The sequence below is a fragment of the Desulfoluna sp. CLI2B genome (assembly GCF_056847375.1).
In genome coordinates, this window is record NZ_CP186557.1 from 516428 (window position 1) to 543244 (window position 26817).

At 59.0% G+C, this 26817-nt stretch carries 24 protein-coding genes and 1 pseudogene; 14 read left to right on the forward strand and 11 right to left on the reverse strand.

The features are described from left to right. Nucleotides 1-263: 263 nt before the first annotated feature. Nucleotides 264-872, reverse strand: coding sequence for an alpha/beta hydrolase (locus tag ACOYW2_RS02545; RefSeq protein ID WP_482415075.1), 609 nt, complete (start codon nucleotides 870-872; stop codon nucleotides 264-266). 110 nt (nucleotides 873-982) lie between these two features. Further along, nucleotides 983-2128 (reverse strand): ribonuclease D, encoded by a 1146-nt coding sequence (locus ACOYW2_RS02550; RefSeq protein WP_482769286.1) that lies wholly within the window; start codon nucleotides 2126-2128, stop codon nucleotides 983-985. A gap of 424 nt (nucleotides 2129-2552) precedes the next feature. Between ACOYW2_RS02550 and thrS the strand changes: the two genes are divergently transcribed. The 6 genes and pseudogenes from thrS to ACOYW2_RS02580 all read left to right on the forward strand — a co-directional run bounded on the left by thrS (nucleotide 2553) and on the right by ACOYW2_RS02580 (nucleotide 9432). Then, nucleotides 2553-4466 (forward strand): threonine--tRNA ligase, encoded by a 1914-nt coding sequence (gene thrS / locus ACOYW2_RS02555; RefSeq protein WP_482415077.1) that lies wholly within the window; start codon nucleotides 2553-2555, stop codon nucleotides 4464-4466. Nucleotides 4467-4731: 265 nt separating this feature from the next. Beyond that, nucleotides 4732-4938: pseudogene (locus ACOYW2_RS02560) on the forward strand (VanZ family protein); the annotation flags it as partial. A gap of 122 nt (nucleotides 4939-5060) precedes the next feature. Next, the gene (locus ACOYW2_RS02565; protein ID WP_482415079.1) at nucleotides 5061-5957 is read left to right on the forward strand and encodes an exopolyphosphatase; all 897 of its coding nucleotides are present in this window, start codon (nucleotides 5061-5063) and stop codon (nucleotides 5955-5957) included. Further along, nucleotides 5947-7233: a (Fe-S)-binding protein gene (locus ACOYW2_RS02570; RefSeq protein WP_482769287.1), complete on the forward strand. Its 1287-nt coding sequence runs from the start codon at nucleotides 5947-5949 to the stop codon at nucleotides 7231-7233. Before ACOYW2_RS02565 ends, ACOYW2_RS02570 begins: the two co-directional genes overlap by 11 nt. A gap of 88 nt (nucleotides 7234-7321) precedes the next feature. Continuing rightward, entirely contained in the window at nucleotides 7322-8077 is a 756-nt protein-coding gene (locus ACOYW2_RS02575; protein WP_482415081.1) for a metal-dependent transcriptional regulator, read from the forward strand. A 134-nt stretch (nucleotides 8078-8211) separates the two neighbouring features. Beyond that, a complete protein-coding gene (locus ACOYW2_RS02580; RefSeq protein ID WP_482769288.1) occupies nucleotides 8212-9432 on the forward strand; it encodes a DUF2325 domain-containing protein in 1221 nt (406 codons plus the stop codon). A 280-nt stretch (nucleotides 9433-9712) separates the two neighbouring features. Here the strand turns inward: ACOYW2_RS02580 and trmB are convergent, their stop codons facing one another. Both trmB and ACOYW2_RS02590 read right to left on the reverse strand, forming a co-directional pair. Continuing rightward, the gene (trmB, locus tag ACOYW2_RS02585) at nucleotides 9713-10375 is read right to left on the reverse strand and encodes a tRNA (guanosine(46)-N7)-methyltransferase TrmB (protein WP_482769289.1); all 663 of its coding nucleotides are present in this window, start codon (nucleotides 10373-10375) and stop codon (nucleotides 9713-9715) included. 13 nt (nucleotides 10376-10388) lie between these two features. Then, complete coding sequence (locus ACOYW2_RS02590) at nucleotides 10389-11531, reverse strand: THUMP domain-containing class I SAM-dependent RNA methyltransferase (RefSeq protein WP_482415084.1); 1143 nt, start codon at nucleotides 11529-11531, stop codon at nucleotides 10389-10391. Between the two features lie 328 nt (nucleotides 11532-11859). Here ACOYW2_RS02590 and ACOYW2_RS02595 point away from each other — a divergent pair, with 328 nt between their 5' ends. The 8 genes from ACOYW2_RS02595 (at nucleotide 11860) to ACOYW2_RS02630 (ending at nucleotide 21216) form a co-directional block, all read left to right on the forward strand. Beyond that, nucleotides 11860-12570: a YfaP family protein gene (locus tag ACOYW2_RS02595; protein ID WP_482769290.1), complete on the forward strand. Its 711-nt coding sequence runs from the start codon at nucleotides 11860-11862 to the stop codon at nucleotides 12568-12570. A 468-nt stretch (nucleotides 12571-13038) separates the two neighbouring features. Beyond that, complete coding sequence (locus ACOYW2_RS02600) at nucleotides 13039-13635, forward strand: hypothetical protein (protein ID WP_482769291.1); 597 nt, start codon at nucleotides 13039-13041, stop codon at nucleotides 13633-13635. After that, nucleotides 13538-14074, forward strand: a complete 537-nt coding sequence (locus ACOYW2_RS02605; protein ID WP_482769292.1) for a hypothetical protein — start codon at nucleotides 13538-13540, stop codon at nucleotides 14072-14074. The genes ACOYW2_RS02600 and ACOYW2_RS02605 overlap by 98 nt, the downstream gene beginning before the upstream one ends. Before the next feature lie 90 nt (nucleotides 14075-14164). Beyond that, on the forward strand, nucleotides 14165-14668 hold the full coding sequence (locus ACOYW2_RS02610) for an FHA domain-containing protein (RefSeq protein WP_482769293.1): 504 nt from the start codon (nucleotides 14165-14167) through the stop codon (nucleotides 14666-14668). Beyond that, on the forward strand, nucleotides 14665-16161 hold the full coding sequence (locus tag ACOYW2_RS02615) for a hypothetical protein (RefSeq protein WP_482769294.1): 1497 nt from the start codon (nucleotides 14665-14667) through the stop codon (nucleotides 16159-16161). Before ACOYW2_RS02610 ends, ACOYW2_RS02615 begins: the two co-directional genes overlap by 4 nt. Nucleotides 16162-16339: 178 nt before the next feature. Further along, on the forward strand, nucleotides 16340-17284 hold the full coding sequence (locus ACOYW2_RS02620; RefSeq protein WP_482415088.1) for an FHA domain-containing protein: 945 nt from the start codon (nucleotides 16340-16342) through the stop codon (nucleotides 17282-17284). A gap of 387 nt (nucleotides 17285-17671) precedes the next feature. After that, on the forward strand, nucleotides 17672-20254 hold the full coding sequence (locus ACOYW2_RS02625) for a protein kinase domain-containing protein (RefSeq protein WP_482769295.1): 2583 nt from the start codon (nucleotides 17672-17674) through the stop codon (nucleotides 20252-20254). A 170-nt stretch (nucleotides 20255-20424) separates the two neighbouring features. Continuing rightward, nucleotides 20425-21216, forward strand: a complete 792-nt coding sequence (locus tag ACOYW2_RS02630; RefSeq protein WP_482415090.1) for a protein phosphatase 2C domain-containing protein — start codon at nucleotides 20425-20427, stop codon at nucleotides 21214-21216. 190 nt (nucleotides 21217-21406) lie between these two features. On the opposite strand, the gene ACOYW2_RS02635 is transcribed toward ACOYW2_RS02630, so the two are convergent. From ACOYW2_RS02635 to ACOYW2_RS02665, 7 genes are all read right to left on the reverse strand, one after another. Further along, on the reverse strand, nucleotides 21407-22750 hold the full coding sequence (locus ACOYW2_RS02635) for a vWA domain-containing protein (protein WP_482769296.1): 1344 nt from the start codon (nucleotides 22748-22750) through the stop codon (nucleotides 21407-21409). A gap of 195 nt (nucleotides 22751-22945) precedes the next feature. Continuing rightward, nucleotides 22946-23857: an AAA family ATPase gene (locus tag ACOYW2_RS02640; RefSeq protein ID WP_482769297.1), complete on the reverse strand. Its 912-nt coding sequence runs from the start codon at nucleotides 23855-23857 to the stop codon at nucleotides 22946-22948. 288 nt (nucleotides 23858-24145) lie between these two features. After that, nucleotides 24146-24520: a regulatory protein RecX gene (locus ACOYW2_RS02645; protein WP_482769298.1), complete on the reverse strand. Its 375-nt coding sequence runs from the start codon at nucleotides 24518-24520 to the stop codon at nucleotides 24146-24148. Nucleotides 24521-24830: 310 nt separating this feature from the next. After that, entirely contained in the window at nucleotides 24831-25541 is a 711-nt protein-coding gene (gene tsaA / locus ACOYW2_RS02650) for a tRNA (N6-threonylcarbamoyladenosine(37)-N6)-methyltransferase TrmO (RefSeq protein WP_482415094.1), read from the reverse strand. A 137-nt stretch (nucleotides 25542-25678) separates the two neighbouring features. Then, complete coding sequence (locus ACOYW2_RS02655) at nucleotides 25679-25843, reverse strand: hypothetical protein (protein ID WP_482769299.1); 165 nt, start codon at nucleotides 25841-25843, stop codon at nucleotides 25679-25681. Beyond that, nucleotides 25840-26091, reverse strand: coding sequence for a hypothetical protein (locus ACOYW2_RS02660; protein WP_482769300.1), 252 nt, complete (start codon nucleotides 26089-26091; stop codon nucleotides 25840-25842). Before ACOYW2_RS02660 ends, ACOYW2_RS02655 begins: the two co-directional genes overlap by 4 nt. Before the next feature lie 240 nt (nucleotides 26092-26331). Further along, nucleotides 26332-26754, reverse strand: a complete 423-nt coding sequence (locus tag ACOYW2_RS02665; RefSeq protein ID WP_482415096.1) for a hypothetical protein — start codon at nucleotides 26752-26754, stop codon at nucleotides 26332-26334. Nucleotides 26755-26817 lie beyond the last annotated feature (63 nt).

The following is a 26817-nucleotide window of genomic DNA, read 5'->3' on the forward strand; positions in this document are numbered from 1 at the left end:
CTGGGGGGCTTCGGCGGACCTGCGGCGATGTATGAATGAGGTGTGAGAGTGTGGCTCGTTGGGTGATGTTTGTGGGGTACTATGTTCTGTTGTAAGGGGGCGGAACAGTGTTTGTCAATAGAAAGTGTGTTTTGTGAGGGAACAATACAAAAGACGATGTGGCCCGTGGCTGGGTAACATAAGGAGGGCTTTTTGTCGTGTATTAAATGCCTTGCGGGGCGCCGGTCCGACGGCCGCCCCGCAAAGCGCAGAAAAGGAGCTTTTTATGCGCCCGAAAGGTGCTCGTCGATGGCGCGGCTCACCTCATTTAAATGGATGGAGAAGAAGTGGTCGGCGCTCTCGATGACGTGGAGCCGGGCGTCGGGGTTCCAGGCAGGGACCATGCCCTTGACGGTTTCGAAATCGGCAAAGCTGTCCTGGGTGCCTGAGATGACAAGGTTGGGGCCCCGGTGGCACGGTGTCGCCTGGAAATCGAGGAAGGTGACCGGGGGGGCCACCATCACGTCGGTGGTGACGGGGTGGGCCAGGGAGGCGGAGAGGCAGATCCAGGTCCCGAAGGAGTAGCCGGCGCAGGTGACGTCCTCAATGCCCTCGGACTTCAGGCGATAGACAGCGGCCAGGAGGTCGCGGACTGCGCCGTGGCCCTCGTCGAAGTCCCCCTCGCTGTTGCCTGCGCCCCGAAAGTTGAACCGCAGGGTGGCAAACCCGGCTTTCCGATAGCTCTCGGTGATGGCAAGGACCACGGGGTTGTCCATGTCGCCTCCGTAGAGGGGGTGCGGATGGGTGATGACGACCCCGCGTTTGGTGCCGGGGGTTTCGAGCATGCCTTCAAGGATGGTGCCTTCAGACGTGAAGGTGATGCGATGTTCCATGGGGTTCCTCATGCGGGCGATGTCGGGCATCGCCCTGTGATCGGGTCGTGGGGTGACGTTTACTCCGGTGGCCCGCCGGTCGGCAGCCGACGGCGACGGGCTCCGCCTTTTTAAGCTTCCTGGCGCAGGGCGGTGATGATGCCCTGGCCCAAGGTGCTGATCTGCCACTGGCGCAGTCCGTCGATGGAATCAAGCTCATCCACGGTGTCGGGGTTACGCACGGCAATGGCGGTCATCAGTGCTTTGTTGATCAGGATGGGAGGATCCAGGGCCAGTCTGTGGGCCATGTCGTCCCGGTAGCTTTTGATGGCGTCCATGCGCTTGGGGATCTCAGGGTTGAAGCTGGGTCGTTTGCCCCTGGGGTACCTGGGCAGCTCCTCTTCGGGCAGGGCGATGCCCTGTTCCACCGCCTTGAGGATCTGGGCGCCGTGGGCTGCGGTCTGTCTTGGAGACAGCGCCCCGCAGGCCTTGAGTCGCCTTGTGGATGTGGGCTTTTCCTTGGCCAGGGTGTGCAGGGAGGCGTTGCTGAACACCTTGAACGGAGGTCTGTCTTTCTTTTCGGAAAGGATAAGGCGAAGTTTCAGCAGCTCTTCCAGGACGGCCAGGCTGCGCCTGTCGAGTTTGCCCGCGCCCTTTACCTTAGTAAACAGGGGGGCGTCGCCGTTGTCCTGGTGGCGGACGCCGGACAGCAGGAGGCACTCCTCTTCCACCCATTCGGTGCGGCCCTTCTCTTCGAGCTCACGGTCGAGGATGGCGGCAAGTCGGGGCAGGTAGATGACATCTCCGGCACCGTACTTGATCATGCCCTCGGTGAGGGGGCGTTTGGACCAGTCCTTTTTCTGGTAGGTCTTGTCCAGCTCCACGCCAAAGCGCTGTTTCATGACCGAGCCGAGGCCGGTTTCGGGGATGCCGAGAAACCGGGAGGCCAGCTCCGTGTCGAAAAGGTTGCGGATGGTGATGCCGAAGTCCCGGTTAAGGGAACGGACATCGTAGTCGCTTCCGTGGAAGATCTTGCGGATCTCGGGGCGCTCAAAAACAGGGACAATGGGGCCCATGTCTTCGATGCTCAAGGGATCGATGACGGCGATGAAATCACCGACAGCCATCTGGATGAGGCACACTTTTTCTCGGAAATGGAACATGGAGTCGGCTTCGAGGTCCACGCCGATACAATCGGCGTTCAGGAACACATCGGCGACCTCCTTGAGGGCATCTGCGGTCTCCACGTAATGGAGGTTGTCTATCATATCGGTCATGGGAAAATCGGGGCTCGTTTCGACGGCCATTCCATGCGCTGGGCATGCGAAAAAAAATCCAGGCACATCAGGCCTCGGTGTGATGCCGAACCGGCTTGGCAAAAAGGTGCGCTGCGCGGCATGGATCCCGGACAAAAACCCGAGACGTTTTGGAGGCCATGGTACCTTGAGCACAACCGCCGGCCCACCGACGGTGCGAGTGAGTTTGATTTATGTTTGTGTATCATTTTTTTCCAAGGAAGACCATACACTTTCCGGGAGAGGGAAAGAGCTTTTGTCTTGACCCTCCCGGGGAATTGCCCTAAATTCACAGATTAGTCCTGTTTTCAGTGTGGTGCGTGCACCCCGCTGGATTTAAAGGTATTGGCAAGGCATCGCCTGTTGCGCGGTTCCTTTTATAATTCGAGGCGATACGGATACGGATATGGTTAAGATCACTCTACCGGATGGAAGCAAACGAGAGTTTAATGAGGCCCCCTCAGGGGGCGATATAGCCCTTTCAATCTCCGAAGGCTTTGCGCGCTCCTGCGTGGCCATGGAGATCGACGGGGACCTTTTGGACCTGTCGGAAAAGGTCGCGGACGGCGCTGCGGTCCGTCTTATCACCACCAAGGATTCGGAAGCCCTCGAGATCATGCGGCACAGCGCCGCCCACGTCATGGCCCAGGCCATCACGAACCTCTATAAAGATGCCCACCTCACCATCGGACCCGTGGTGGAGGGGGGCTTTTACTACGATATCGACATGGAGCCCATCGGCGAAGAGGCCTTCCCCGCCATCGAGCAGGAGATCAACCGCCTCGTGAAAGCCAAGCTCCCCTTTACGCGCAAGGAGATCTCCAAAGAGGAGGCCCTGGAGCGTTTCAAGGACGAACCCTATAAGCTCGAACTCATCGAGGACCTTGAGGGCACCATCTCCCTGTACGAGCAGGGCGACTTCACGGACCTGTGCCGGGGGCCCCACGTTCCCCACACCGGAATGATCAAGGCTGTCAAGCTCATGCGCGTTTCCGGCGCTTACTGGCGCGCCGACCAGACCAGGGCCCAGCTCCAGCGGGTCTACGGCACGGCCTTCTTCGACAAAAAGGAGCTCAAGGCTCACCTGCACATGATCGAAGAGGCCAAGAAGAGGGACCACCGCAAGCTCGGCACCCAGCTGGACCTTTTCAGCTTCCATGACGAAGCGCCGGGCATGCCCTTTTTCCACGCCCGGGGCATGGCCATGTGGAACGCCCTTCTGGACTACTGGCGCGAAGAACACGCCAAGGACGAGTACGTGGAGACCAAGACCCCCATCATGCTCAACCGCGCCCTTTGGGAGCGCAGCGGGCACTGGGAGAACTATCGGGAAAACATGTACACCTCCAGCGTAGACGGCTTCGATTACGCCATCAAGCCCATGAACTGCCCTGGCGGCATGCTCCTCTTCCGCATGAAGAGCCCCTCCTACAGGGAACTCCCCTACCGCGCCGGCGAGATCGGCCTGGTGCATCGCCACGAGCTTTCCGGGGCCCTTTCCGGGCTCTTCCGCGTGCGGGCCTTCCACCAGGACGACGCCCACATCTTCATGACCCCGGAGCAGATCCACGATGAGATCCTGGGGGTCCTGAAGCTCGACGAGCGGATCTACGGAACCTTCGGCCTTGATTTCCACCTGGAGCTCTCCACCCGTCCGGAAAAGTCCATCGGCTCGGACGAGCAGTGGGAAAAGGCCACCGAAGGCCTGAGGTCCGCACTGGACGCTTACGGCAAGGGGTATGTCATCAACGAAGGGGACGGCGCTTTTTACGGACCCAAGATCGACATCCACATCAAAGACGCCATCGGGCGAACCTGGCAGTGCGGCACCATCCAGCTGGACATGAGCCTGCCCGAGCGGTTCGACCTCTCCTACATCGGTGCGGACAACGAAAAGCACCGCCCCGTGATGATCCATCGCGTGGCCTTCGGGTCCATCGAGCGGTTCTTCGGGATTCTGGTGGAACACTACGCCGGACGGTTCCCCCTGTGGTTGGCTCCGGTCCAGGTGGTCCTTCTGCCCATGAACGACGACCTTCTGGACTACACCCGTCAGGTGAAAAAAGAGCTGGAAGCCGAAGGGCTCCGCGTGGAAGTGGACGCCCGGGGCGAGAGCCTCAAGCGCAAGGTGCGCGATGCCCAGCTGGAACAGGTTCCGGTCATTGTCACCATCGGCGAGAAAGAGCGGGAAGGCGGGGTCTTCTCCGTCCGTACCCTGGACGGCAAGGTCACCTACGGGGTTTCCCGTGAGGCCTTCCTCTCTGTGGTGAAAGCGGATATCCGTGCCAGGAAAAACGAAAGCGTTCCTGTATTCGGCTAAGCTGTGGGACGCCCGATGGCGGTGATGTCACCGGACACCGGGCTCCCCTGTACTGGGATGATGGGAAGGGAGATAGCGATGAGGATTTCGGAGTCAAAAGGGGTGCGCAACTGGTTTGCCGTGCTTCTTCTCTGTGCGCTGATATTTCTTCCTTCCCTGGTTCACCTGCCCATGCCCAGGGGTCCCTTCAACGACAAGGTTGCCCACCTGCTTGTTTACACAGCGGCCGGGTACCTTGTGTTAAGGGGCGTTCGTTGCCTGCCCATGGCGCAGAGCCGTGTGCTTTGCCTTTCTGGTGGCCGTGCTTATCGGCATGGCCGACGAGGTGCACCAGCTTTTTGTCCCGCGGCGGTCCATGGACCGAGTGGATTTTTTATGCGATATTGTGGGTGTCGTACTGGGAATTGCCCTTTACCTTATCGTCTGGGTGCGTGACGAACGAAGGGTGCCCGACCGGCCGCCTACGGAATGATACGTGCAGTCCAGCACCCGGGCCCATCTGCCCGGCAATACGCGATGCCCCCGGACCCTTGCGGCCGCAATTTCTGAAAACCTGATACGATCTGCCACCACAACATAACAGGAAACAACACCATGCGAATCGTTACACGACCCGATTTTGACGGGGTGGTTTGCGCCGTCGTGCTGGAAGAAGCCCTGGCCCTGACCGAACCGACCCTCTGGGTCGAACCCAACGACATGCAGCAGGGCAAGGTTGAGGTCCGCCACGGCGATGTCATCGCCAACCTGCCCTTTGACCCCCGGTGCAGCCTCTGGTTTGATCACCATGCCACCAACCGCGTGACAGCTCCCTTTGAAGGCTCCTTTGATGTGGTGCCCTCGGCTGCGGGCCTGGTCTGGGACTACTACCGTCGCGGCCTGTCCGCGGACCTTTCCGAGCTCATCCGCGAGACGGACCGCATCGACTCGGCGGACCTGACCCGGGACGAGGTGGAGACTCCGGAGTCCAACCCGTACGTGCTGCTCTCCATGACCATCTTCGGTCGCAAGCAGAAGGATGCCCCCTACTGGGATCGTCTGGTGGGCCTGCTGCGGTCACGGCCCATCCATGAGGTCATGGCCGACCCTGAGGTCAAGCGTCGCTGTGAAGCGGTGGTGGCCCAGAACAAGGAGTACCGGGAGCATCTGAACTCCTGCACCCATGTGAAAGAGGGGGTCTCCATTACCGATTTCAGGGGCTATGAAGAGGCACCGGAGGGAAACCGCTTTCTGGTCTATGCCATGTTCCCTGACGCCGTTGTCAGCGTGAAGATACGCTACGTGGACCGGGCCAGGACCCGTGTGGTGCTCAGCGTGGGGCACAGCATCTTCAACGTTGGGTGCAACGTCCATGCCGGGCACCTTCTGTCGAAGTTCAACGGAGGCGGTCACTTCGGGGCTGCGGCCTGCACCTTTGACGCGTCTCTGGCCGATAAATACATTCCCCGCATCATCGGGACCCTGCAGGAAAATAAGCCCCATGAGCATTGATCTGGTCTCCCTGGCCGATGCCGCTGAGAAGATGGCGTCCCTGTGCAACCGATGCGGCCTGTGTCAGGCGGTCTGTCCTGTCTACAAACGCACCGGCCTTGAAGGGGATTCGGCACGGGGAAAGCTGGCCCTTATCACGGCCCTTCACGAAAATCTCACTGATGCTCCGGCCGAAACCCTGGCCCGTCTGAACCGGTGCACCCTCTGCGGCGGCTGCAAGGCCACCTGTCCCCGGGGGGTGGCCACGGTGGATGCCTTTCTCCTGGCAAGAAAGGCCCTGGCCGAGGCCGCACGGCTGTCCGGCGCCAGGCGCGCCCTGCTTCGTCAGGCCTTTGCCGACCCGAAGCGCACCGCCACCCTTGCCGCACGGTTTGCGGCCGTGCAGCGGCGCATGATCACCTCGCCGGAGGATGCACGGGTGGCCCTTGCCGGTCGCTATCCGGTACCGAAGATCACGCGCCCCTTTTTCACCGATACCTACACCCCGAACGAGAGCGGTGCTCCTGCAGCCAAAGAGGCCGGCGCCCCGAAATCGGAGGTGGTTCTCTTTGCCGGGTGCCTGGTGGACAAGGTTTACCCCTTTGTGGGTGAGGGCCTTGCGGGGCTGCTCACCGATGCCGGGGCCCGGGTTCACGTGCCCAAAGAGCAGGGATGCTGCGGGATCCCCTTTCTCACCGAAGGGGATGAAGAGGCCTTTCTCCAGGCCGTGAAGCGGCATCTCGACCTTTTTTCTGCTCTGGATTTTACCCATGTGGTGACTCCGTGCGCCACCTGTACCCACGCCATCAAGCATCTCTGGCCCAAAGTAAAGGAGCAGCTCTCCGATGCCGAAGCTGCCCTGGTGGACCGCATCGCAGAGGCGGTGTGCGACGGCAGTGACCTGCTGGCACAGCTTGGGGAAGGCCCCGGGCTTGAAAAAGAGGCAGGTGGGCTTACCGTCACTGTTCACGACCCCTGCCATGGGCGCCATAGCCTTAAAAATACGGAAAATACACGGTCGCTCTTGAAAAAGGCGGGCCATACCCTGGTGGAGATGGAGCAGGGGTGTTGCGGGCTGGGGGGAAGCTTCGGCATGAAGAACCGCGACCTTTCCCTTGCCATCGGAGAGGGGTGCCTTGCACGCATCGAGGCCACCGGAGCCGACGTGGTGGTCACCTCCTGCCCGGGGTGCATGGCCCAGATCGAAGCCCTTCTCAGGGGGGCCGGATCCGGGATCCGGGTGCTGCACGTGGTGGAAATTCTGGAAAATCCCCTTGACAGCCCTGGGGACTCCTGATTTATATTCGGGTAGACGAAAAAAAATGCCTATTGTAAAAAATACTGTTTACAAACGCATCAACCATACAGATGGGGTTAAATCTCTGATGTCGCAGATTGAAGAACTCAGTGCAAGCCTGGAAGACTACCTTGAGGCGATCTATCACGTTGTCTCGGAAAAGCAGGCCGCCCGTGCCAAAGATATTGCCAAAAAGACCGGGGTGAACAGCTCGTCGGTCACCGGCGCCCTGAGGGCTTTGGCTGAAAAAGGGTATATCAACTACGCCCCCTACGACCTGATCACCCTGACACCCAAAGGTCAGAAACACGCACGGGACGTGGTTCGGCGCCATGAGGCCCTGAAAGATTTTTTCATCCGGGTTCTGTTTATCGAGCCCATTGAAGCCGAAGAAACTGCGTGTAAGATGGAACACACCGTCTCTCGCTCTGTCCTGGACCGCATTATCTCCCTGATGGAGTTCATTGACCTGTGTCCCCGGGCCGGTACCGAGTGGCTCGGCCAGTTTGCCGCCCGCTGTGAGAAAGAGTCTCCCCTTGATGAGTGCAAGGGCTGCCTGGAGCAGTGCATCGGCGGACTCAGGGACCTGGGCGGGCTGGATCCTGACTCCGGGGTGACCCAGAGCCTGTCTTCCCTTGGCAGCGGAGAGCGGGGCCTTATCGTCAAAATTGCCGGCAAAGGCAACGTGGCCCGGCAGCTCAAGGAGTCCGGGGCGGACGTGGGGAACATCATTGAAGTGGAAGCCGTTGATGATTCCGGTGAGGTGATCCGGGCCAAGGTGATGGGATATCATCTGGACCTGCGAAAGGAAGATGCCGAAAAGGTCGTCGTAAAAATGTTTTAGCATAAACGATGCCGTGAGAGTCGTTGCTGCCTTCAGGTCGAGGGCAGCAACGAATCGGGGTCGGGAGTAGGGGACTGCTCCCTTTTTTTTTGTATATAATGTTTGGTTTGCCTAAAACTCTTAGGAGGTAAAAAATGTTTGAGGGCCTGCTGGAAGGAATTGGAATGGAACCTGCGGCAAAGGAGACCGAGGACTCTGTGCTTTTTCAATCCTTTTGGGATATACCGACGTCCTTGAAATGCCCGGTGGTTGGGCTGGGAATCAGCGACGAGGAGGGGCGGCGCATTCTGAAAAAATGCGGTCGCCGGATCAAGGCCCTGGCACCCTGGGAGGTGCACCGGGATATCATGGAGGAGGTGGGCTCGGGTACGGCCGTGGCCCGGCGCGTGGACGCTGTATTAAAGCGCAAGTTCGCCGACGCTCTGGACAAGGTAAAGGCCCTTCCCGAAAAAGAGCTCCTGCCCCTTCTCAAGGCCGCCATCGCCAACGGGGAGGCCGCCGAGGCGCTGTATTGCGTGTCCATGCGAAAGAACCTTGCCGTAGATGTGCTGGTGTCCGTGGTGGGGGAGGCCCACATGATGGGGCACACCACCGCAACGGATCTTCTGGAGGCGCGGAAAAAAGAGGTGAAAAGCGCGGGAAAGGTCAAGGAACTCACGGAGAGCCTGGATACCGAGAGGCGCGAACGGCGACGCCTGGGCCGCGAACTGCAGGCGATGGTCGATGAAGTGCGGGAGCTTCGCCAGGCCCTTTCAAAACAGGCCGAAGCGTCAGTGGTGGTCCCTGAGATCCGGTTGGAACCTAAAGCCGTTTCTGTGGATCCCGATGCGCTGAAGCAGGAGAGGGACAAGCGGAAAGAGCGGGAGCGGGAGCGGGACGCCCTGGCCCGTGAAGCCCGTAAGCTTGAGCGGGAAAAGCGCAAACTCAAGACCCGAGTTTTGGAGATTGAAAGCGAAAACAAGGCCCTGGCCGATGAGGTGATGAGCCTTGCCATCGGACGGCCTGCGCCGTTGCCCTGTGAAGGCCGGGGGTGCAGCACCTGCCCGGAGATGGAGACCTGCAGTCGAAGGATTTTGATGGTGGGGGGCCTTTCCCGCATGGAGCCCCACTACAGGCGGGTGGCCGAAGCCAAGGGCCTGGGCTTCGAGTATCACGACGGCACCATGAGCGGCGGGAGAAAATGCCTTGAAAAGCAGGTGAGTCGATGCGATATGGTGGTCTGCCCCGTGACCTGCAACAGCCACAACGCCTGTCGAAGCGTGAAGAAACTCTGCTCCAAGCACAACAAGAGAATCCCGCTCTCGACCTCCAGCATTTCTGCCCTCACCGGCGTGCTTCTCGATATGCCTGCGTAGGGAAACCAAAAAGCGTGCCTCCGGCGGGCTGGGGCTACAGCCCCTGCACCCCAGGTTTGCAAATGCTCCGTACCTTCGTTCCTCAGGTACTTCACATTTGCTGACGGGCTACGCCCGTGGTCAACGCCGTAACAATGCAACGCGAGACTCTGAGAATAATCGGTAACGGTGAAAGATTTTACACGTTTTGCATCCCATAACAGGCGCTCCGCAGGGGCGCCTGTTATGGGATGCCACCTGGGGTGCAGGGGATCATCCCCTGCCCGCCGGAGGCATTTGTTTAATTCAGGCAGAATCGGATGTACTTGATGAGGCGACCTTCTTTGATGTAGCGCTTCTCGTAGGTGGTCTGGACGGCGGTGGCGTCGCCTAAGTCCTCGCTTACGCTGTAGAGAGGTCGTTGGTGTGGAAGAGGAGTGTTACTTGTTCTGAGGCTCTCCAGGGAGAACTCATAGAGGGTGGGGTCGTCGGTTTTCAGGTGGAGCAGGGCTCCGGGCTCCACGATGTGTCTGTATACGTCCAGAAACGATCCGGCCGTCAGGCGTTTTCGGCCGTTGACGGTGCGGTTGTACGGATCGGGAAAGGTAATCCAGGCTTCGGAGAGCTTCTGGTCCCCCAGAAAGGGGATGAGGTACTCCACCCGGATCCTCACGAACATGACGTTGGTGAGTCCTTCCTCTTGGGCTTTCAGGGCTCCGATGTAAAGGCGGTCCGCCTTCAGATCGACCCCCACATAGTTTTTGTGGGGGTTGCGCCGGGCCAGGTCGATGCAGTACTCACCCCTTCCGCAGCCGATCTCCACCACGGTCTCCTGCGCCTTTGCAAAGGCGTGATCGTCCCAGTTTCGATTGACAATGCGGTTTTCCGCGTCCACGATTTCCGTGTAGATGACGTTGGGAAAATTGTGGATCTCCTCGTAACGCATCAGTTTTTTCTTGGCCATACCTTCCGATCCATCAATACAGGTTGTATTTGCAGAGCCTTCCGTCCAGGCCGCCGTTCATGAGCGGACGCTTCCACTCAGCTTTGAGGCCCAGGCTCCCGATGAGCTCCCGGTTTCCGAAGTAGATGAAGGCGGTGGACCCCTTGCATTCGTTTTTCAGAAAATCACCGAACTCTTTGTAAAACTGTTTCATGTCCTCTTCCCTGCCGAGCCGGATGCCGTAGGGCGGGTTGCAGACGATGAGGCTCTCTTCCTGGATTTCAAGCTTCCGGAAGTCCTTGGCGATGATGGGCACCTGGTCGCCGCCGGGAAGGTTGGACATGTTCTCCCGGGCCGAGGCCACCGTGTTTTTGCAGATATCGCTGCCCATGATCAGGCCCTCTTCCGGGGGCTGGATGCGCCGGGTTGCCTTCTGACGCTCGGCTTCCCACAGCTTCTTGTTGAAGTTGGGAAGGCGGGAGAGGCCGAAGTGCTTCCGCAGGTAGCCTGCCGGGATGCCGCAGGCGAACATGTGGGCTTCGGACAGGATGGTGCCGGAACCGCACATGGGGTCCACCAGCGGGGTCTCCAGGTCCCATTCGGTCATGGAGAGGATGGCGGCCGCCAGGGTCTCCTGCATGGGCGCTTCCACACCCTGGGTGCGGTATCCGCGCCGGTGCAGGGAGCCGCCGGAGGTGTCCACGCTGATGCTGGCACGGCCCTTGCGGATATGAAGGTGAAAGATGACATCCGGTGCTTTTTTGTCCACATCCGGGCGAACCCCGGTGCGTGCGCGGAAATAGTCGCAGATGGCGTCTTTGAGCTTGAGTGCCGCAAAATGGGAGTTATTGAACGCCTCGGTTTCCGAAACGTTGGCCACAATGGCAAAAGACCCGGTGGGGCGGAGGAAATCGCGCCACTCCATGGTCCGTGTCGCCCGGTAGAGTTTATCGGCGTCCGGGCACCGGAACGAGATCAGGGGGGCCAGGATGCGGGTGGCGAGACGTGACCGGAGGTTGATGCGATAGAGCCCTGCCTTGTCGGTCGTGAAGGTCAGAATTCCGAATTCGGTTTTGATCACCTCGGCGCCAAGCCACGAGAGCTCGCGCGTCAGCTCCTCTTCAATACCGGGAAGTACCTGTGCATAATAGAGATTCTGTTTTTGATACGTATACATGGGAAGGCAATATACACCTATTTTATGGGTTCCTCAATACCAATATAGGCCCTGGGGACAGGCGAATGAACACAGGCTGAACAGCCGGGTCAAACTGGTTGAAAAAGGTGGGAAACCAGCCGCGGCCCAAGGGGCGGCCCGAGAAAAAAAAGCCCGGTGTTCCCCGGGAGGGGGTGACCCGGGCGTGATGTGACAGGAATCACTGTAAATGGGACCCATTGTGGTGTAAGGGAAACGGGTGGGTTGGTTTTGATTCTCAGGATACGTGATGCGCGCACACTGATACTCTAAAAATGAAGGGGGGACAATGAGTCGGACAATGGGCTGGATGGCATTTCTGTGTTCATTATGGATGACCGCGGCGATTTCCTTTGCCGCTGAATGCTCCTGCTGGGATGACCGTGAACGCCATGAGGTGGAGGGCTTCTCCGAAATTGAAGGGGCCGTGGTCCTCTCCTTTAAAGACGCCGTGAGCTGCCGTCCCCTTTCAGGGGCCGAAGTGGTCCTCTCTTTTCCCGATAAGGCACGAACCCTCCGCACCGGCCCCAAAGGCTACATCGTCATGCCGGAAGAGGTGGTGGAGGCCATGGACGAAGGGTCCATCGGCGTTGCCCTCTCCAAGGACGGCTACATCCCTTTTCAGGCCTCCCTTCCTGTGGAGGCCGGCACCATTCGCCACCGGCGGTTTCTGGTATCCAGAAAAATCCCCCTTTCGAGTGTCCGTTTTGTGCTCCAGTGGGATGAAAGACCCAAAGACTTAGACCTTCATCTTCTCAAAGACACCAGCCTCCATATCTCCTACAGGCACATGCGCTCCGTCCCGGACCTTGCCCGCCTCGACCGGGACGACATGGACGGCCTCGGTCCCGAGACCCTCACCCTGGACCGCATCGACAAAGGCGCCTCCTATCGCCTTTTTGTTCACAATTATTCCGGTGAAGGTTCCCTGGCAGGGGCCCGCGTGAGTGTTTACGCCAACGGCAAGCTGGATCGGGTGGTGACCCTGCCTGAGGTTTCAGGGGCCCGGGCCGAACTTTGATCAAAAACGGTGAGATACGCTAATCTCCGGTGTTGACGCGGTAATGAAAATTCGCTTTATTTATGCTTCTTAAACAAAAAAATTGTCTGGGTAGCGTTTCAAATTTAGAAGAAATCATGCTTGCCCAAAGGGTTAGAAAATCGAGCGGTAAACAGTGAATTACAGTTTGTATTTGTGAAATGTCCAAGTATTTCTTGGTAACTGTTTGTAATGATATTTTATTGGTTTGCCGTAGTCGTTTTTCAATGAAATCTCAGGGCTTGGGGTGTGATCCTTCATTTTACGATGATGTGGAGTAGGGCATGAAAACCGTTCGATGGGCAGTTGCTCTTTTGTTTCTTTCCGCCATGGCAGCCGTGTCAGTGCAGCCGGTGCGGTACCATTTTCTGACGAACAAAGAGGTGGCCCCGATTCCGGACCACACCTCCTACCGCAAATCCATGGAGGAGCTTCTCCCGGAGAGGGGCCATGGCCGAGGGCCGGGAGTGCCGGGGTTTTCTCATTCCGCCCAAGGCCGTAACAGGGGATGCCCGGGGATTGCCCCATCTTCTCATGGATGTGCGCATGGCCCTGGGGGGCCATACCGGGTGGCAGCTTTGCGTAGATGACGGCGTAAAAGAGGCCATGATCAAGCGCTGGGATGAACGCTTTAAACTCTGGGGTGCCATGGGCACCGGCCGGGAGATGATCGCCCACGTACGGAGCCAGAAAGACGCGGCCATGAAAATCCGGTACTCGGCCCTCTGCTCGGTCCAGGTGCTGACAGGAGGCGGCAACGACCGGCGGGTGGTGGTGACCGTCAACGATGAAAAACTCCAGAGCAAGCTTTTTGACGTGTCGGTCTCCTTTATGGCGCCGGACACCTTGACGACCCCTCACATCGCGACTAAGGGACACGGCCCTTGCCGGTCTGGCAGAGGAAAAGGCGCGGGCCGCACGGCAGCTCACCGTCCTGGCATGCCTGGGTGTGGCGCTGCTTATCTACCTTCTGGGCTGGGGGCTCTATGCCCGCGGGGCAAAAAAGAAAAAGGCGGCCTACCACGCATACCTCATCGACGAGATTGAAAAACGGGAAGAGCTGATCCGAAACGGCCATTACGTGGCTGCCCTGGACCTTGCCGACGAGTACCTGGCCGTGTTCTCCAAAGACACGGACGTCAAGGCCTTCAGGGAGAGGCTGGTGGACTTTACGGGGGGGGACCCCAAAAAAGCGCAGCTTGCCTGGGTGGAGGCCAAAAAGCTGGCCCAGCGCCTGGCCTCTGCCGCGCCCCTGGAGAACGGCAGGTACCTTCTGCCCGATGAAAAGCGCGACATCGCAGGCCTGCTTCCCTACCATGCGGACCTGAAAAATTCCTTTGACCGGCTCCTGGCCATTAACTATTCCCGCCGAAGAACAGGAGCGGGCGGCAGCTGCCGGGCCGTTTTTATCGAGGTTCAGGAGGCTTTTCGACAAGGGGACCTGGACAGAGGGCGTTCTCTTTTGGCACATTTTCTGGCGGTCTAACCCCAGTATCCCGAGGCCGTCTCCATGAACGGGGCGTTGGCGACACCTCACGGGCGGAACTTTACCTTAAAAACAGCTCAAGGTGCCAAGGTGACGGTGGTTACCGGTGACCGGTTGACCCTGGGGCGCGGTGATGAAGGGATTGCCCCTGACGTGGTACTTTCCGACCGCAGGATCAGCAGGCGGCATCTTTCCCTGGCACTGGACACGGGGACGCTTACGGCATCGGATCTGGGCAGCGCAGGGGGCACCTACCTCAACGGCGATGCCATTGAAGGCGGGGCCACCCTGAGCGAGGGAGACCTGCTGACCCTCTCCCGGGTGATCAATTTTGATGTGTCGTGCGTTCAGGCAAACGGGGACGGTGTCACCGGCGCCCTGCTCCAGGGAGATGATTCTTTCCTCTGCCTGGTGCGGAGCAAGCTGGCCCTTTCGTTTTCAGATAGCGGCGCAGGGTGCAAAGAAGGCCGCATGACGGTCTGGCGATCAGGGGAGACCGTGTGGGTGGCCACCCCGACCTCCCTTGTGTTCCCCGCAGAACAAAGCGTGTACCGGGTGGAGGACACCCTGGAGATCAAGGAGGTGACGGCATGAAGACCGGATTCAGGATGACGGCAATGGTGATGATGGCGCTTCTTCTGGCGGGTTGCCTCGGGGCAAAGCCGACACCGGAAAAGGGGGCGGTGGATAACGTTCCCCCAGCCGAAGCCGCGGCGGAACGCATCCGACTCAAGGCCATGCGGGCCGAAGCCAGGGCGTTCATCGCGGAAAAGAGAAAGGAGCCGTCCCTTTATATCGGTGAGGGCACGGCCAACATCGGGGCGGACCTGGGCAAGGGAAAGCTTGAAGCGAAAAACCGCGCCAGAGAGGAACTGGCGCGGCAGATCCGCGTGAAGGTGGAGTCTGATTTCCAGCTCATCACCGAAAAACGCGGGGCCGGGGCCTCGGCTGCGGTGCAGCAGGAGATCACCCAGCGCCTGGAGACCTACACCAGCCAGGTCCTCACCAATGTTCGGGAGAGCGATTTTTTCATCGATTACCCAAAAACCGGCACCGTCACCGTGCTGGTGTTTATCCCCAAGGAAGCCTACGAGGTGCAGGTTAAAGAGGACCTGAACCAGAAAAAAGAGATGGTGGTGGAGGCGGTGAGGCAGGCGGAAAAAGCCCTGAAAAACGGGGAGCACGTGCGGGCCCTCAAGCAGTTCCTTGAAGCCGGATCCATGCAGAAGGCCTTTTTCGGGCGGGTGCCGGTCTATGCCGAGATCGACGGTGACGGGCTGCGCGACGAGTTGTCCAACCACGTGGCCTTCCGGGTGGCAGGCATCACCGGGCGCATCCAGCTGAGTCTGCTTAACGACACCTTTCTCTATGACCCCGAAGGCCGCCTGGAAAAACAGCCCCGGATCATGGCGCGGTATTTAGGGGCCACAGGTTCCGGGCAGCCCGTGACCAACCTTCCCCTGGCTGTCTCCTTTGCCGAGGGACAAGGGCAGGTGGCCCCCGGCGTCACCGGAGTCTACGGCCAGGCCGAACTGGCCGTGGGAAGTGTGGATCCCAGCCTGAAAACCGCGGTTCTCAAGGTGACCCCCGACTTTTCCGCCCTGGGCGATTTTTCAGCCTATGACCTCTCCCCCATGCGCCCCCTGAAGGTGGACCTCACCCGGAAACGGGCCGTGGCCCTTCTGGTGCGTTGCAAACACGCGGATAAGGGGCTGAACGTGAGCGGCCTCACCGATGCCGTCACCTCCCTGCTCCTGAACCGCAAACTCACCGTTGTTCCCGTGGACCAGGGTCTGACCCCCGCTTCCGTTAACGGGGACGCCCTCAACGCCGATTACCTCCTGACCGTGGAGGTGGACCCCAGCGGCGGGGGCACCGTGGGCAGCTACGCCAACATGCACGCGGCCAGGTGCGGTGCAGGCCTTTCGCTTTACACCCTTCCCGCCAAGAGCCTCACCCGGAAAGAGACGCTTTCCCCACAGGAGGGGTTTGGCGTGACAGCGGAAAGCGCCGTGTGGGATGCCTTCGGCAAAAGCCGCGAGCCCATTGTCAAGGCTGCGGGAACGATGATGAAAGGGATTCAATAGCAGGTGGAAAATATAGGCCTCCGGCGGCCAGGGCCCCTGGTTGCGGATGCTTTCCCCTTCGTTTCCCGGGGGTAAACATCCGCGAGGATGTTCATAAAACCACCCCAATCTGAGTGTCAAATTTTTCAGGAATGTTGTCCCCGGCAGGGCCGCCGGGGGATTTTCCATAAGGGATATCATGAGTCAATTTTGTGAGACATGCGGTGAAAAGGTCGAGGCGCTTCACCTGTATTGTACGGCCTGCGGAGCCCAGGCACCCATGAAGACCATTGTGGGGAGCTTTGCCGAGCCGGTCTGTGAGAACCCGGTGTACTGCTGCGGCTGCGGCAAGCCCGCGGCAAAAGAATCGGCATTTTGCGGCTGGTGCGGGGGCGACCTTTACAAAAAAGAGAGGGGCGCTTTGTTTTTTTGTCCCTGGTGCGGACAGCAGCTCGGAGCCGAGGCGAAAATCTGTTCGTCCTGCGGCGGCTCCATGGATGAGTGGTTTGCCATGAAAGGGGCCGTGGCCCGGGATCTGGGATACAGCGGAGAGCTGGTGATCAAGGAGAAGATGACAGGTCTCACTTACCGTTTCCGGCCCGGAAAAGGGGTCACTATCGGACGGGCGCCGGACAACGATATTCCCATCACCTGTGCCTGGGTCTCCTCTCGCCATGGACGCATCGACGGCCCAAAAGGATCTCTGGAGGATCTTTCCAGTTCCAACGGCACCTACATCAACCGCAGCCCCGATCGCATCGGCAAGGTGCCCCTGTACGACGTCCGGGAGTTCAACATCGCGGGCAGTTTCACCTTTACCCTGGAAAAAGGCCCGGGCCTTTTTGCCTTTCGCCTCACGGCCATCCTGGACGAGGAGGAGTGCCTTAAGAACGGCGATCCGGCCTCTTTTGAGTCCCTTCGGAATCAGTACACCATTCTTTATGAGGGGGACCAGGTCCTTTATATCCGAAAACTCGACGGACTCCTGACCCTTGCCCCGGACCCGGCCTACGATCATTACAAGGTCGAGGTGGCCGACGGCTGCTACCATTACACCGACGAAAAGCGTGGGATAAACGGGGTGCTGCTCAAAAAAAATCGGGGGAACTGGCCGGTGAACTGGGTGATCACAGCGGGTGGATAGGGCATCGTGCTGGGGCTAAACAGTTTACCTTCTATGGCTCGTTGGTACCAAAAGCTGCCTCCGGCGGGTCGCTTTTTTGAAAAAAAGCTCCGCAAAAAACTTTCCGGGTGCTCACTCTCTTCGTTTTCTGCCCCGCAGGGGCAGAAAACGAAGAGAGTGAGCAGAAAAATTAGAACAGTCAAAATAGCTGGAATTCATGCCAAAGCTATCAAGGCCTGTTTGTCAAACTTTTCAAAAGTTTGGCCCCCGGCAGGGCCGCCGGAGGCTCTTTTGTACTAGTGATGCGTCAACTTTATATGGGATACTGGAGGGGTGATGGCGTTTTGTGCTTCGTGTGGCAAGGAGTTGGATGCTGGGGGAAAGTTTTGCATCCATTGTGGCACGCCGGTGGGATCCACGGCGGCAGGGGGAGACGGCGGCGGAACCGGGGCGGTGGATCCGTACAAGACGGTGGTGAAAGGGGCCCCTGCCTACGGCGTGGTGAACCTGGAGCAGCTGCCTGAAGGGCATATGATCGATGATCGCTATGAAGTCAAGGCAAAGCTCGGTCAGGGGGGCTTTGGGGCGGTGTACCGGGTCCATGACCGAAAGATGGAGTGCGACAAGGCCCTGAAGGTGCTGCCCGAGGCCGTGGCCTCGGACATCGAGGCCATGGAGAGCATCCGCAAAGAAGCCGTGACCATGGCCAAGCTCAACCACCCCAACATTGTGCGAATTTTTGAGTTCCAGGACCGGGGGGCCGTTACTTACATCGACATGGAGTTCGTGGACGGCAAGAGCCTTACCGAGGTGAAGATGGATGCCCCGGACAAAACGCTCCCGGAAGCCGAGGTGGCAAAGGTTGCCGAGGGCATCGCCCGGGGCCTTGCCTACGCCCACGAAAAGGGGGTGATCCACAAGGACATCAAACCCCAGAATATCCTCGTCACCACGGACGGCACCCCCAAGGTCACGGATTTCGGCATCTCCGAAACCGTCAAAAGTTCCATGAGCCGCATCGCCAACTCCAGTTCGTCCGGGACCCTTCTCTATATGGCACCGGAGCAGGTGAGGGGACGGGACGTGGGGCGTGAGTCCGATATTTATAGCTTCGGGGCCCTTCTGTACGAGCTTCTCTCCGGCCATCCCCCCTTTCACAAGGGCGCCATCGAGCATCAGATCCTCAACGAACCCGTGCCGCCCCTGCAAGGGGCCAGTGCGCCCATGAATGCCCTTGTCCTTCGGTGCCTGGAAAAGGAGTACTCGAAACGGTTTCGGAGTTTTGACGAGGTGCTGGCAGCCCTTGAGGGCAAGGAGGTCTCTCCTGCACCTGCATCGGGGCCCTTACGCGACGCCGATGCCGCTGGGTCTCAGGAACCCAAAGGCAAGAAAAATCTCGGTCTCGTGGCAGCCGTTCTCGTTGTGGTTGTCCTTGCAGTTGCTGGATTTGCCCTCCTGGGCGGCGGTGATCCGTCGGATCCCGTTGCGGAGAAAAAAAACTCCCAAGGGGCAGTGGACATGGCAACCCTCTCTTTTCCAGAGCAGCAGGACGTCAAGATTGCCGCCTGCCGGGAGGAGATTTCCAGTCTTTCGTCCGCGGTGAGCGACATGAAGGCCCGCATGGATTCGGGCCAACCCCTTGAAGGGGACAGCACCAAGGCCATGCTGGGCCTGATCAAGGAGAAAAGAGCCAAGGCAGAAACCATGGCCACCCTCATTGAGGAAAAGGAGGCCTGGGCCAGAAAACGCCTGGAAGAGGACATCGCTACCTACAAGGGGCTGGTTGCCACCGAGGAAGGACGAAGCCTTCAGGCCGCGGCCTGGAACGAGCTCATCGGCAAGTACCCGGAGAGGGCCGAAGGGATTGTGGCCTATGACACCGATGCCCTGCTGGATGGGTGCCGTCTCTTTGTGGAGACCGAGCCCCGGGGCGCAGAGGTAAAGATCACGAATATCCGCCCCGCCTTTTTCTCGGGTATCCGGCTGACGCCGGGCACCTACGACATCCGTGCGACACATGACGGGTATATCCCGGCGTCCTCATCGGTGGCGATCACCGAAGGGGGCGGCGAGATGCGTGTGAGTCTTCGCCTGGAGCCCTACGCCAGCCTCACCGTGACGACCCAGCCCGAAGACGCCCGGGTCATCCTGAAGGGTATCAAAGAGAAATACAGCCCCGGGGTCCGGCTCAAGGCCGGGGTCTACAAGGTGCTGGTGACCGCTGAGAATCACATGCCCGTGGAGCGCAAGGTGACCCTTACGGCCGGCAAAGCCGAGGCACTCTCCATCGACCTGGTTGCCATGCCTCGCCTTTACGTGACCACCACGCCTGAACATGCCGATATTCGGATCAAGGGAACCAAGGCGACCTATACGCCGGGCATGCGCATGGAACCGGGGCGCTACACGGTGGTGGCCAGCGCCGAAACCTACAGGGTTGCCTCACGATCCGTTACCCTGGATGGAAAGGGCGACACCAAGCTTCACCTGACCCTGGAGAAAAACACGGACGATTGCCTCTTTCCCATGAACGGCATCACCCTGGGCGTCAGCACGGTAAGGGACTTACGGGCCGCGGGTGTGCAGTGCAAAAGCATCGACGACGACACGGGCAAGCCTTATCTCTACTACACCGTGGACGGCATCGACTTCTGGTACGACAAAGACTCCGGCGTGGTGGATTACCTGCCCTTCAGCAAAGGCGACATGCTCCACGAGAGCCTTGTGGCCATGGGGTTTGACCACGACAAATCCTACAACGACTGGTTAAAGGTTCTCAAAGACAACGGGTTTGAGGTCACCGTTGCCAAAAAGCCCACCACGGACAGCTACAAAGGGCGAAAGTGGCTCAGGGCCGAACTCAAAGGCACAAAGACCACCCCGTGCGGCATCAGCCTCAAAATCAAGCTCGACTTCAGCTGGGGAAAAGGCAGGTACGTCACAGACCAAAAAACCCTGAACGGAATCTATATCTGGGGGAAAAAGGTGTGAGGCAGTAAGTAGGTAATAGGTAATAGGAGATAGGGGCGTGGGGTGTTGGTGAAGACAGGGGCTGTTGCTGTTCAGCACCCGTTTGCCTCGAGCGGCCCTGCCGGGGACTGAATGGTTCGGATTTCCTATGGTTTTTTTGGCCGTGGGCAGATCAGAGAGATGGACGCGTTATGTTTTCTTTTTTGAAGGGAGAGGCTTCTCTCCATGCGGCCAAAAGCGATATCGGGAAAAAGTACACCCACAACGAGGATTCGTTTTTTATCCCCGAGGCAGATGCCACCTGGGCGATCACGGAGGAAAAAATTGACGCGGGGGGCAGGCTCTACCTTCTGTGTGACGGCATGGGGGGCGGCCAGGCAGGAGAGGTGGCCAGCAGCCTGGCTTCAGGGTGGCTGGCCCGGGATTTTTATGGGGATCCCAAGGAAGAGATTCCGCCGGTTCGTCGCCTGGCGGAGCTGGCCTGCGAGACCAACGCACGGCTTTACGCCCTGGCTGAAGCCTATGACGCCTACAAGGGCATGGGCACCACCCTTGTGGCCGCCCATGTGCGGGACGGGCTCCTGAGCCTCGTCTCCATGGGCGACAGCCGGGCCTACCTTTTTCGAAACGGTACCCTGCGCCAGCTCACCGAAGACCATTCCGAGATCTGGCCCCTCTACAAAAACGGCTCCCTTACCAGGGAAGAGCTCCGCACCCACCCTCGGAGCCATGTCCTCACAAAGGCCCTGGTGGTAAGGGAAACCATCACTGAGGACGATCTTTTCATGGATACCGAATCCCTTGAAGACGGCGATTTTCTCCTTTTGTGCAGCGACGGCTTGACGGACATGGTGCCCGAAGAGGAGATTATGGGGATCCTGGGAAAAAAGAAAAAGATGGCGTGGAAGGCCGAGGCGTTAGTGGCTGCTGCCAACCGGCATGGGGGGCGGGACAACATCACGGTGGTTCTGGTGAGGGCGTAGCCGCGCAGTTGGTCTTCGTGGTATCAGGCGGTGCGGGAGCCGCACCCTACCGTGTGACGCATGGCGGTCGGCGTCAGGATGTTGGACCGGATTCGCACGTACCGACAACCTATCTCCTATAACCTATTTCTCTCTCTTCTATTGCCTGTTTTTTAAAGCACCAACTCCTGAATAAAATCGACAAGCTGATTCAAATTGCCGCAGGCGCGGACTTCGTGGCAGTGGGCTTTGTAGGTGTACATCTGCAGTTCCTCTCCGGCTCGATGGGTTTCTCCTGTTCGGGGTTGAGCCAGATGATGCGGTGGCACTTGTCCCGGAGTTGCTCATGTGGTCGCGTTTGGTAGTTGGAGCGGGCGTCGCCGATGATGATGAGGGTGGTTTTTTTGTCCAGATCCTGGAGGTGGTCGTTCTTGAAGGTCTGGAAGGCCATGCCGTAGTCGGTCTGGGCGTAGTAGTTGATGGGGGCGTCCTTCATGATGGCCTCGATAGCGTCGTTGACCTCTTTTTCGATAAAGTGGTCGGTGACCTCGGCCAGCTCCGAGACAAAGATAAAGCTCTTTACCTTGCTGAAGCACTCCTGCAGGGCATACAGGATGTTGAGCATGAAGCGGGCCGTGGACCACACCGAGCCCGACACGTCGCAGAGCACCACGATTTTCCCTTTCCGAAGGGGCTTGTCCTTTCGGATGATTTCGATGGGAATGCCCAGGTATTTACCCGCCCGGCGCAAGGTCTTCTTGACGTCGATCTCCCCTTTCTTGGCCACAGAGTAGCGAAGCGTGGCGATCTCTTCGAGTTTTTTCACCAGTTGGCGGATCACGTCCCGCACCTCTTCGATCTCGTCGTCTGAGAGGGAGGAGAAGGGGACCTGGCCGATTTCGTCGTAGTGCTCCTCGTTGTGGGCCACGGTCTTGAGGCCGGAGTTCTTGGTCTTGGGCTCCTTGGTGAGGATGTCGTAGGCGCTCTCTAAGCGGCGGGTGAACTCCTCTTCGATGCTTGCCTTTACCGAGTCGTCCACCACGGCGTGGTTGCCCCCGAGGAACTGGAGCACCTTCTCCTTCATCTGGTTGATCTTGAGCATCACCTCCAGGCGGCTGGAGAGCTGGGTCATGTTGGACTTCAGGCCGGTGGCGGCCTGCTCTTCCTGGGTGTGGAGCTTGTTGATGAGGTCCAGGTAGTCCAGGGGCTTTCCGGCCATGAAGTCGAGGATGGCCTGTCTCATGGCGTCTCCGTCGGCCTCCATCTCTTCGGCCAGGCGGGCGACGACCTCATCGAATCCCTGGCTCTCCGGCGTGACCTCCACCCCGGTGAGGTCGTTTTGCATCTCATGGAAAAAGAGGTTGTAGAGCCGGTCAAAGCGGTCCTGGTCCCGGTGGCTCTTGGCAAAGTTGGTCCGCAGCACCGTGTAGAACTGAAACTCATCAAAGGGATCCACAATGGCCAGCTGCCGGACCACATCCAGCACCTCGGCGGTGGAGACCCTTAAATCCGCTGCCCGGCAACAGTTTACAAATCGTAATGTCAGATTGACCATGGATGCCTCCAGCGGCAGGGGATACATCCCCTGCATCCCAGGTTCGCACATGCTCCTCCCCCTCGTTCCTCAGGTTCGTCACATGCGCTGACGGGCTGCGCCCGTTATTATTGTCTCGGTGATTCGGTCATTGATATACCCATCGCAGAAGCGAAGGAAAATGCCGGTCTGCCACCTATTACCTATCACCTGTTTCTAATTGGGCAACAGATCGGAGATGTTTCGTTTCACCAGCTCGTAGTCCGCTTTGTATTTGAGCAGCGGGTTCAAGGTGGTGGCCACGATCTCCGGGGAGAGGTCTTCGATCTGGAGGGTGAGAAGGGCGGTGGCCCAGTCGATGGTCTCGGAGATGCACGGTTTTTTCTTCAAGTCCATGTCTCGGATCTTGGCGACGATGGTGACGATTTTTTCCAGGAGCGTCTCGTCGATGTCCGGGAGCTTGATGCGCACGATGTCCATCTCGGTTTCGATGTTGGGGTAGTCGATGAAGAGGTGGATGCAGCGTCGCTTGAGGGCGTCGCTCATGTCCCGGTAGTTGTTGGAGGTCAGAAAAACGATGGGCTTGGTGGTGGCGGTGATGGTGCCGATCTCCGGGATGGAGATCTGGAAATCGCTGAGGAGCTCTAAAAGAAAGGCTTCGAACTCGGGGTCGGACTTGTCGATCTCGTCGATCAAGAGCACCACGGGCTCTTCGGACTTGATGGCGGTGAGTAAGGGCCTTGTCTGGATGAATTTTTCCGAGAAGAAGGCGTCTTCGTGGGCGGCGATCTCATCCACGGCCCCTGCCAGGCTGGTGGTATCCGAGACGATGTCGTTGATCTTGTCCTTGAGCATCTGGGTGTAGAGGAGCTGTTTTGCGTATTCCCACTCGTACAGGGATTTGGACTCGTCCAGGCCCTCGTAGCACTGCATGCGGATCAGGGGCCGTTCAAGGGCCTTGGCAATGCTTTTGGCCAGCTCGGTTTTGCCGACCCCAGCAGGACCCTCCACCAGGATGGGTTTTTCCATGGCCACGGCCAGGTAGACCACCGTTGCAATCTCCCGAGAGGAGATATACCGCTGGGACTCCAGCCTCTCTTGAACCTCCAGAACACTTTCAAATTCCATTGTTGCCCCCTTGAACCGTGAAAATCGGGTCCGGGAAAATATTCGGACCCGTAAAAATCGCTTTTATGCTCTGCGCGGGGTCAAACCGTGTTGCCGCACCAGTCGGGCACCTGGCTCTTTACCGACCGTACTATTTTTGAGGCGCACGAAAGGCGCCACCCCGCATCACGTTGTGTGGATCAAATCATCATGCATACCAATCAAGGGGTGAAAGAGCAAGGAAAATAGGCATGGATTCCGAGTGGGGCTGAAAGCAAAAAGAGGAAACAGTAAGGGTAGGAATAGCGCTTATTCCAGCTCTCCCTCTTCCTTCTCCCGGAGGAATTGGTCGACGGCTTCCCGTGTGATGTCGAAGGTAAATCCCTTGCCGGCCAGAAAGGTATAGGCCTTTTGCTTGAACACAGCGGGCTCGGCTTTTTTCCACTTCCATGCTTTTTTGCGGAGCAGGGTGAGGGCGGCGGCGGTTTCGTCCAGGCCCTCTTCAAGAAGGCGGTCGACGAGGGCTTCATCGACTCCTTTGAGCCGGAGCTCCTGCTTGAGCAGGTAGCGCCCCTTGGGCTGGTTTCTCAGGCGGGAGTCGATCCACTCCCGCGCAAAGGCCTCGTCATTGATAAAGCCTGCCTTTTCGGCCCGGTCAAGGGAGAGCTCTGCTCGTCTGTGCAAATTTTCTCCCGGAGGCGGCGCATGAGCTCGGCCCGGCTCCGGGAGCGAACCCCCAACAGGCGCAGGGTGCTGGCCCAGCAGCGCTGCTTTTCGTCTTCAAAGGCCCTTTTTTTGACCTCGGCGGGGTCCATGACAGAGCCGCGCTCCAAAAGGGCGGCGTCAAAGGCGTTCATGCTGAAGGCTTTTTTCCCGTTCAGAAAGATGTCGGCCTTTCCGGGGCGCTTTTCGCTGTAGTCAATGTCGGTGATTTTCTGGGGCCGCTTCGGGGACTCATCCGGGTCGTGGTCATCGTCCCATGGGAAAGGATCTCTCACCGGGTGATCTCCGTGATGGTGGCGTGGGTGCCTTCGGCGCTCCAGCGAATGTTCAGGTCCCAGAGGCAAAAGCCGAAGGAGGCATCTTTTTTCCGGGCGTCGTAATAGGCCGGTCTGGGGTCTTGCTCCACCACCCCGGTGATGATCCCCTTGAGGTTGGGGTAGGCGGTTTCCGAGAGCCTTGCCAGGGCCTGTTCTGCTTCCGGGGAAAAGCTCACCGAAAGCTTCGGTTCGGGCTTGTGGGCGGCAAATCCTCCGGTGGCATCGCTAACGGCGTCCACATAGGGGATGTAAGGCTTGATGTCCAGAACCGGGGTGCCGTCCAGGATATCGAGGCCCTTGACGTGGATAAGGATTTTTCCCTTCTCCTCGCTCACGGACAGGAGGCGCACCACGGAGAGACCCACGGGGTTGGGGCGAAAATTGGATCGGGAGGCAAAGACCCCGATTTTTTTGTTGCCCCCCAGGCGTGGTGGCCGCACCGTGGGCTTCCACTCTCCCCGGGTGGACCGGTCAAAGAAGAAGATTACCCAGATGTGGGAGAACCCCTCCAGCTCACGCACCGCCTCGGCGCGGTTGTACGGGGGGATGAGCTCGATGTGCCCCACGGCTTCGGCGACGATGCCCGGTTGCCGGGGAACGCCGAATTTTTCGGTGAAGCAGGAGTGCACGGTGCCGATGGGCGTCAGTAAGGGGGGCTGTTCCATGGTTGCTGCGTCTGTCTCTGGGGTTGCTGGTGGTTGTGTCGCAAGAAAAAACGGTTTTGATCGGTCCTATATCACAGGACGGGGACTTTAAACACGGATGTTTTGCGGCGCACGGACAGACGATGGCCAGCGACCCTTCAGCGTTTTGTCATGATGCGGAGGTAGCTCTCGGCGGCACCGGCAAGGATTTTTTCCGTGGAGGGGGGGAGCTTTCCCTGGCCTGTGGCAAGGATGGCCCCGGTGATCCGGCCCCGGATGAAGTGGCAGGCCAGGCTGTTGCCTTCGGAGACCTGGATGATCACGGTTTCGGCCTGGGTAAAGTCCACGGGGCTGAAAGGGTGGCCGCGGTCCGCTGGAGCACCCAGGCCATGGGGCCGATGGATGCGGCGTTGCCCCTGGGAGTGGATGCCGCCACCAGCTCTCCGTCGTCATCGACGATAAGGGCGTGGCTGAATCCTCCTTTGAGCCGCGTGTAGTCCAGCAGGTTGTCGAGGGCTTCTCTCTGGTTGTTTGAGCGTTTGATCCGGCGTTCCTGGTTTACTTCTATCATACAAGTCTCCCTGGTCCCGTGGGTTCGGCTCTGTGGGTCGGTGTGAGCGAGGTGGTTTGAATCGGGATACCGAACATGACGTGTAAATGCCTCATCTTTAAAGCATACTCGGGCGGTTTGATTCAAGAGGGAATATTGGAAAAAAAAGGGGAAAACGGGCAGGTTGCCTGAACAGGCGGTGGGGCAGAGGGGCGGCCATGGCCCCGCACAACGGGCCGGAGCACGGCAAACGGGCTTTTTTCAGCTTGTGGTGCTCCGCAGGATGCGCTCGTAGCCGTTGGCGGCCCGGGCGAAGATTTTGTCGGCGGAAGGGGGGATGCGGGTTTTGGAGAGAACCACGATGGCGCAAGGGGTCCCGTTGTCCGCCTTGAAAAAGTAGCAGGCCACGCTGTCCCCCCTGGAGGTCTGGGCCGTGATGGTCTGGATGTCGGGATAGGTGGCCGCCTTGGAGAGGTACCCGGCCGTTTTTTCCAGGATCAGGGCGATGTCCTTCATGCGCGGTGTCTGGTCTGCCTGGTCCGAGCGGGCAACGACTTCTCCCTTGCGCAGGATGATGGCGTGGGCGAACCCTCCGTAAATTTTGGTGTAGTTGAGAAGATTGGTCAGGGATTCCTGGCGTGTTTCAGATCTGTTGAAACGGCGCTCCTGCTTGATGGCGTCCATGGGTACCTCCTGGCTGGGTATGGCGTTTTTTCGCAGGCGTATGGGGCTGTCCCCCATGGCATT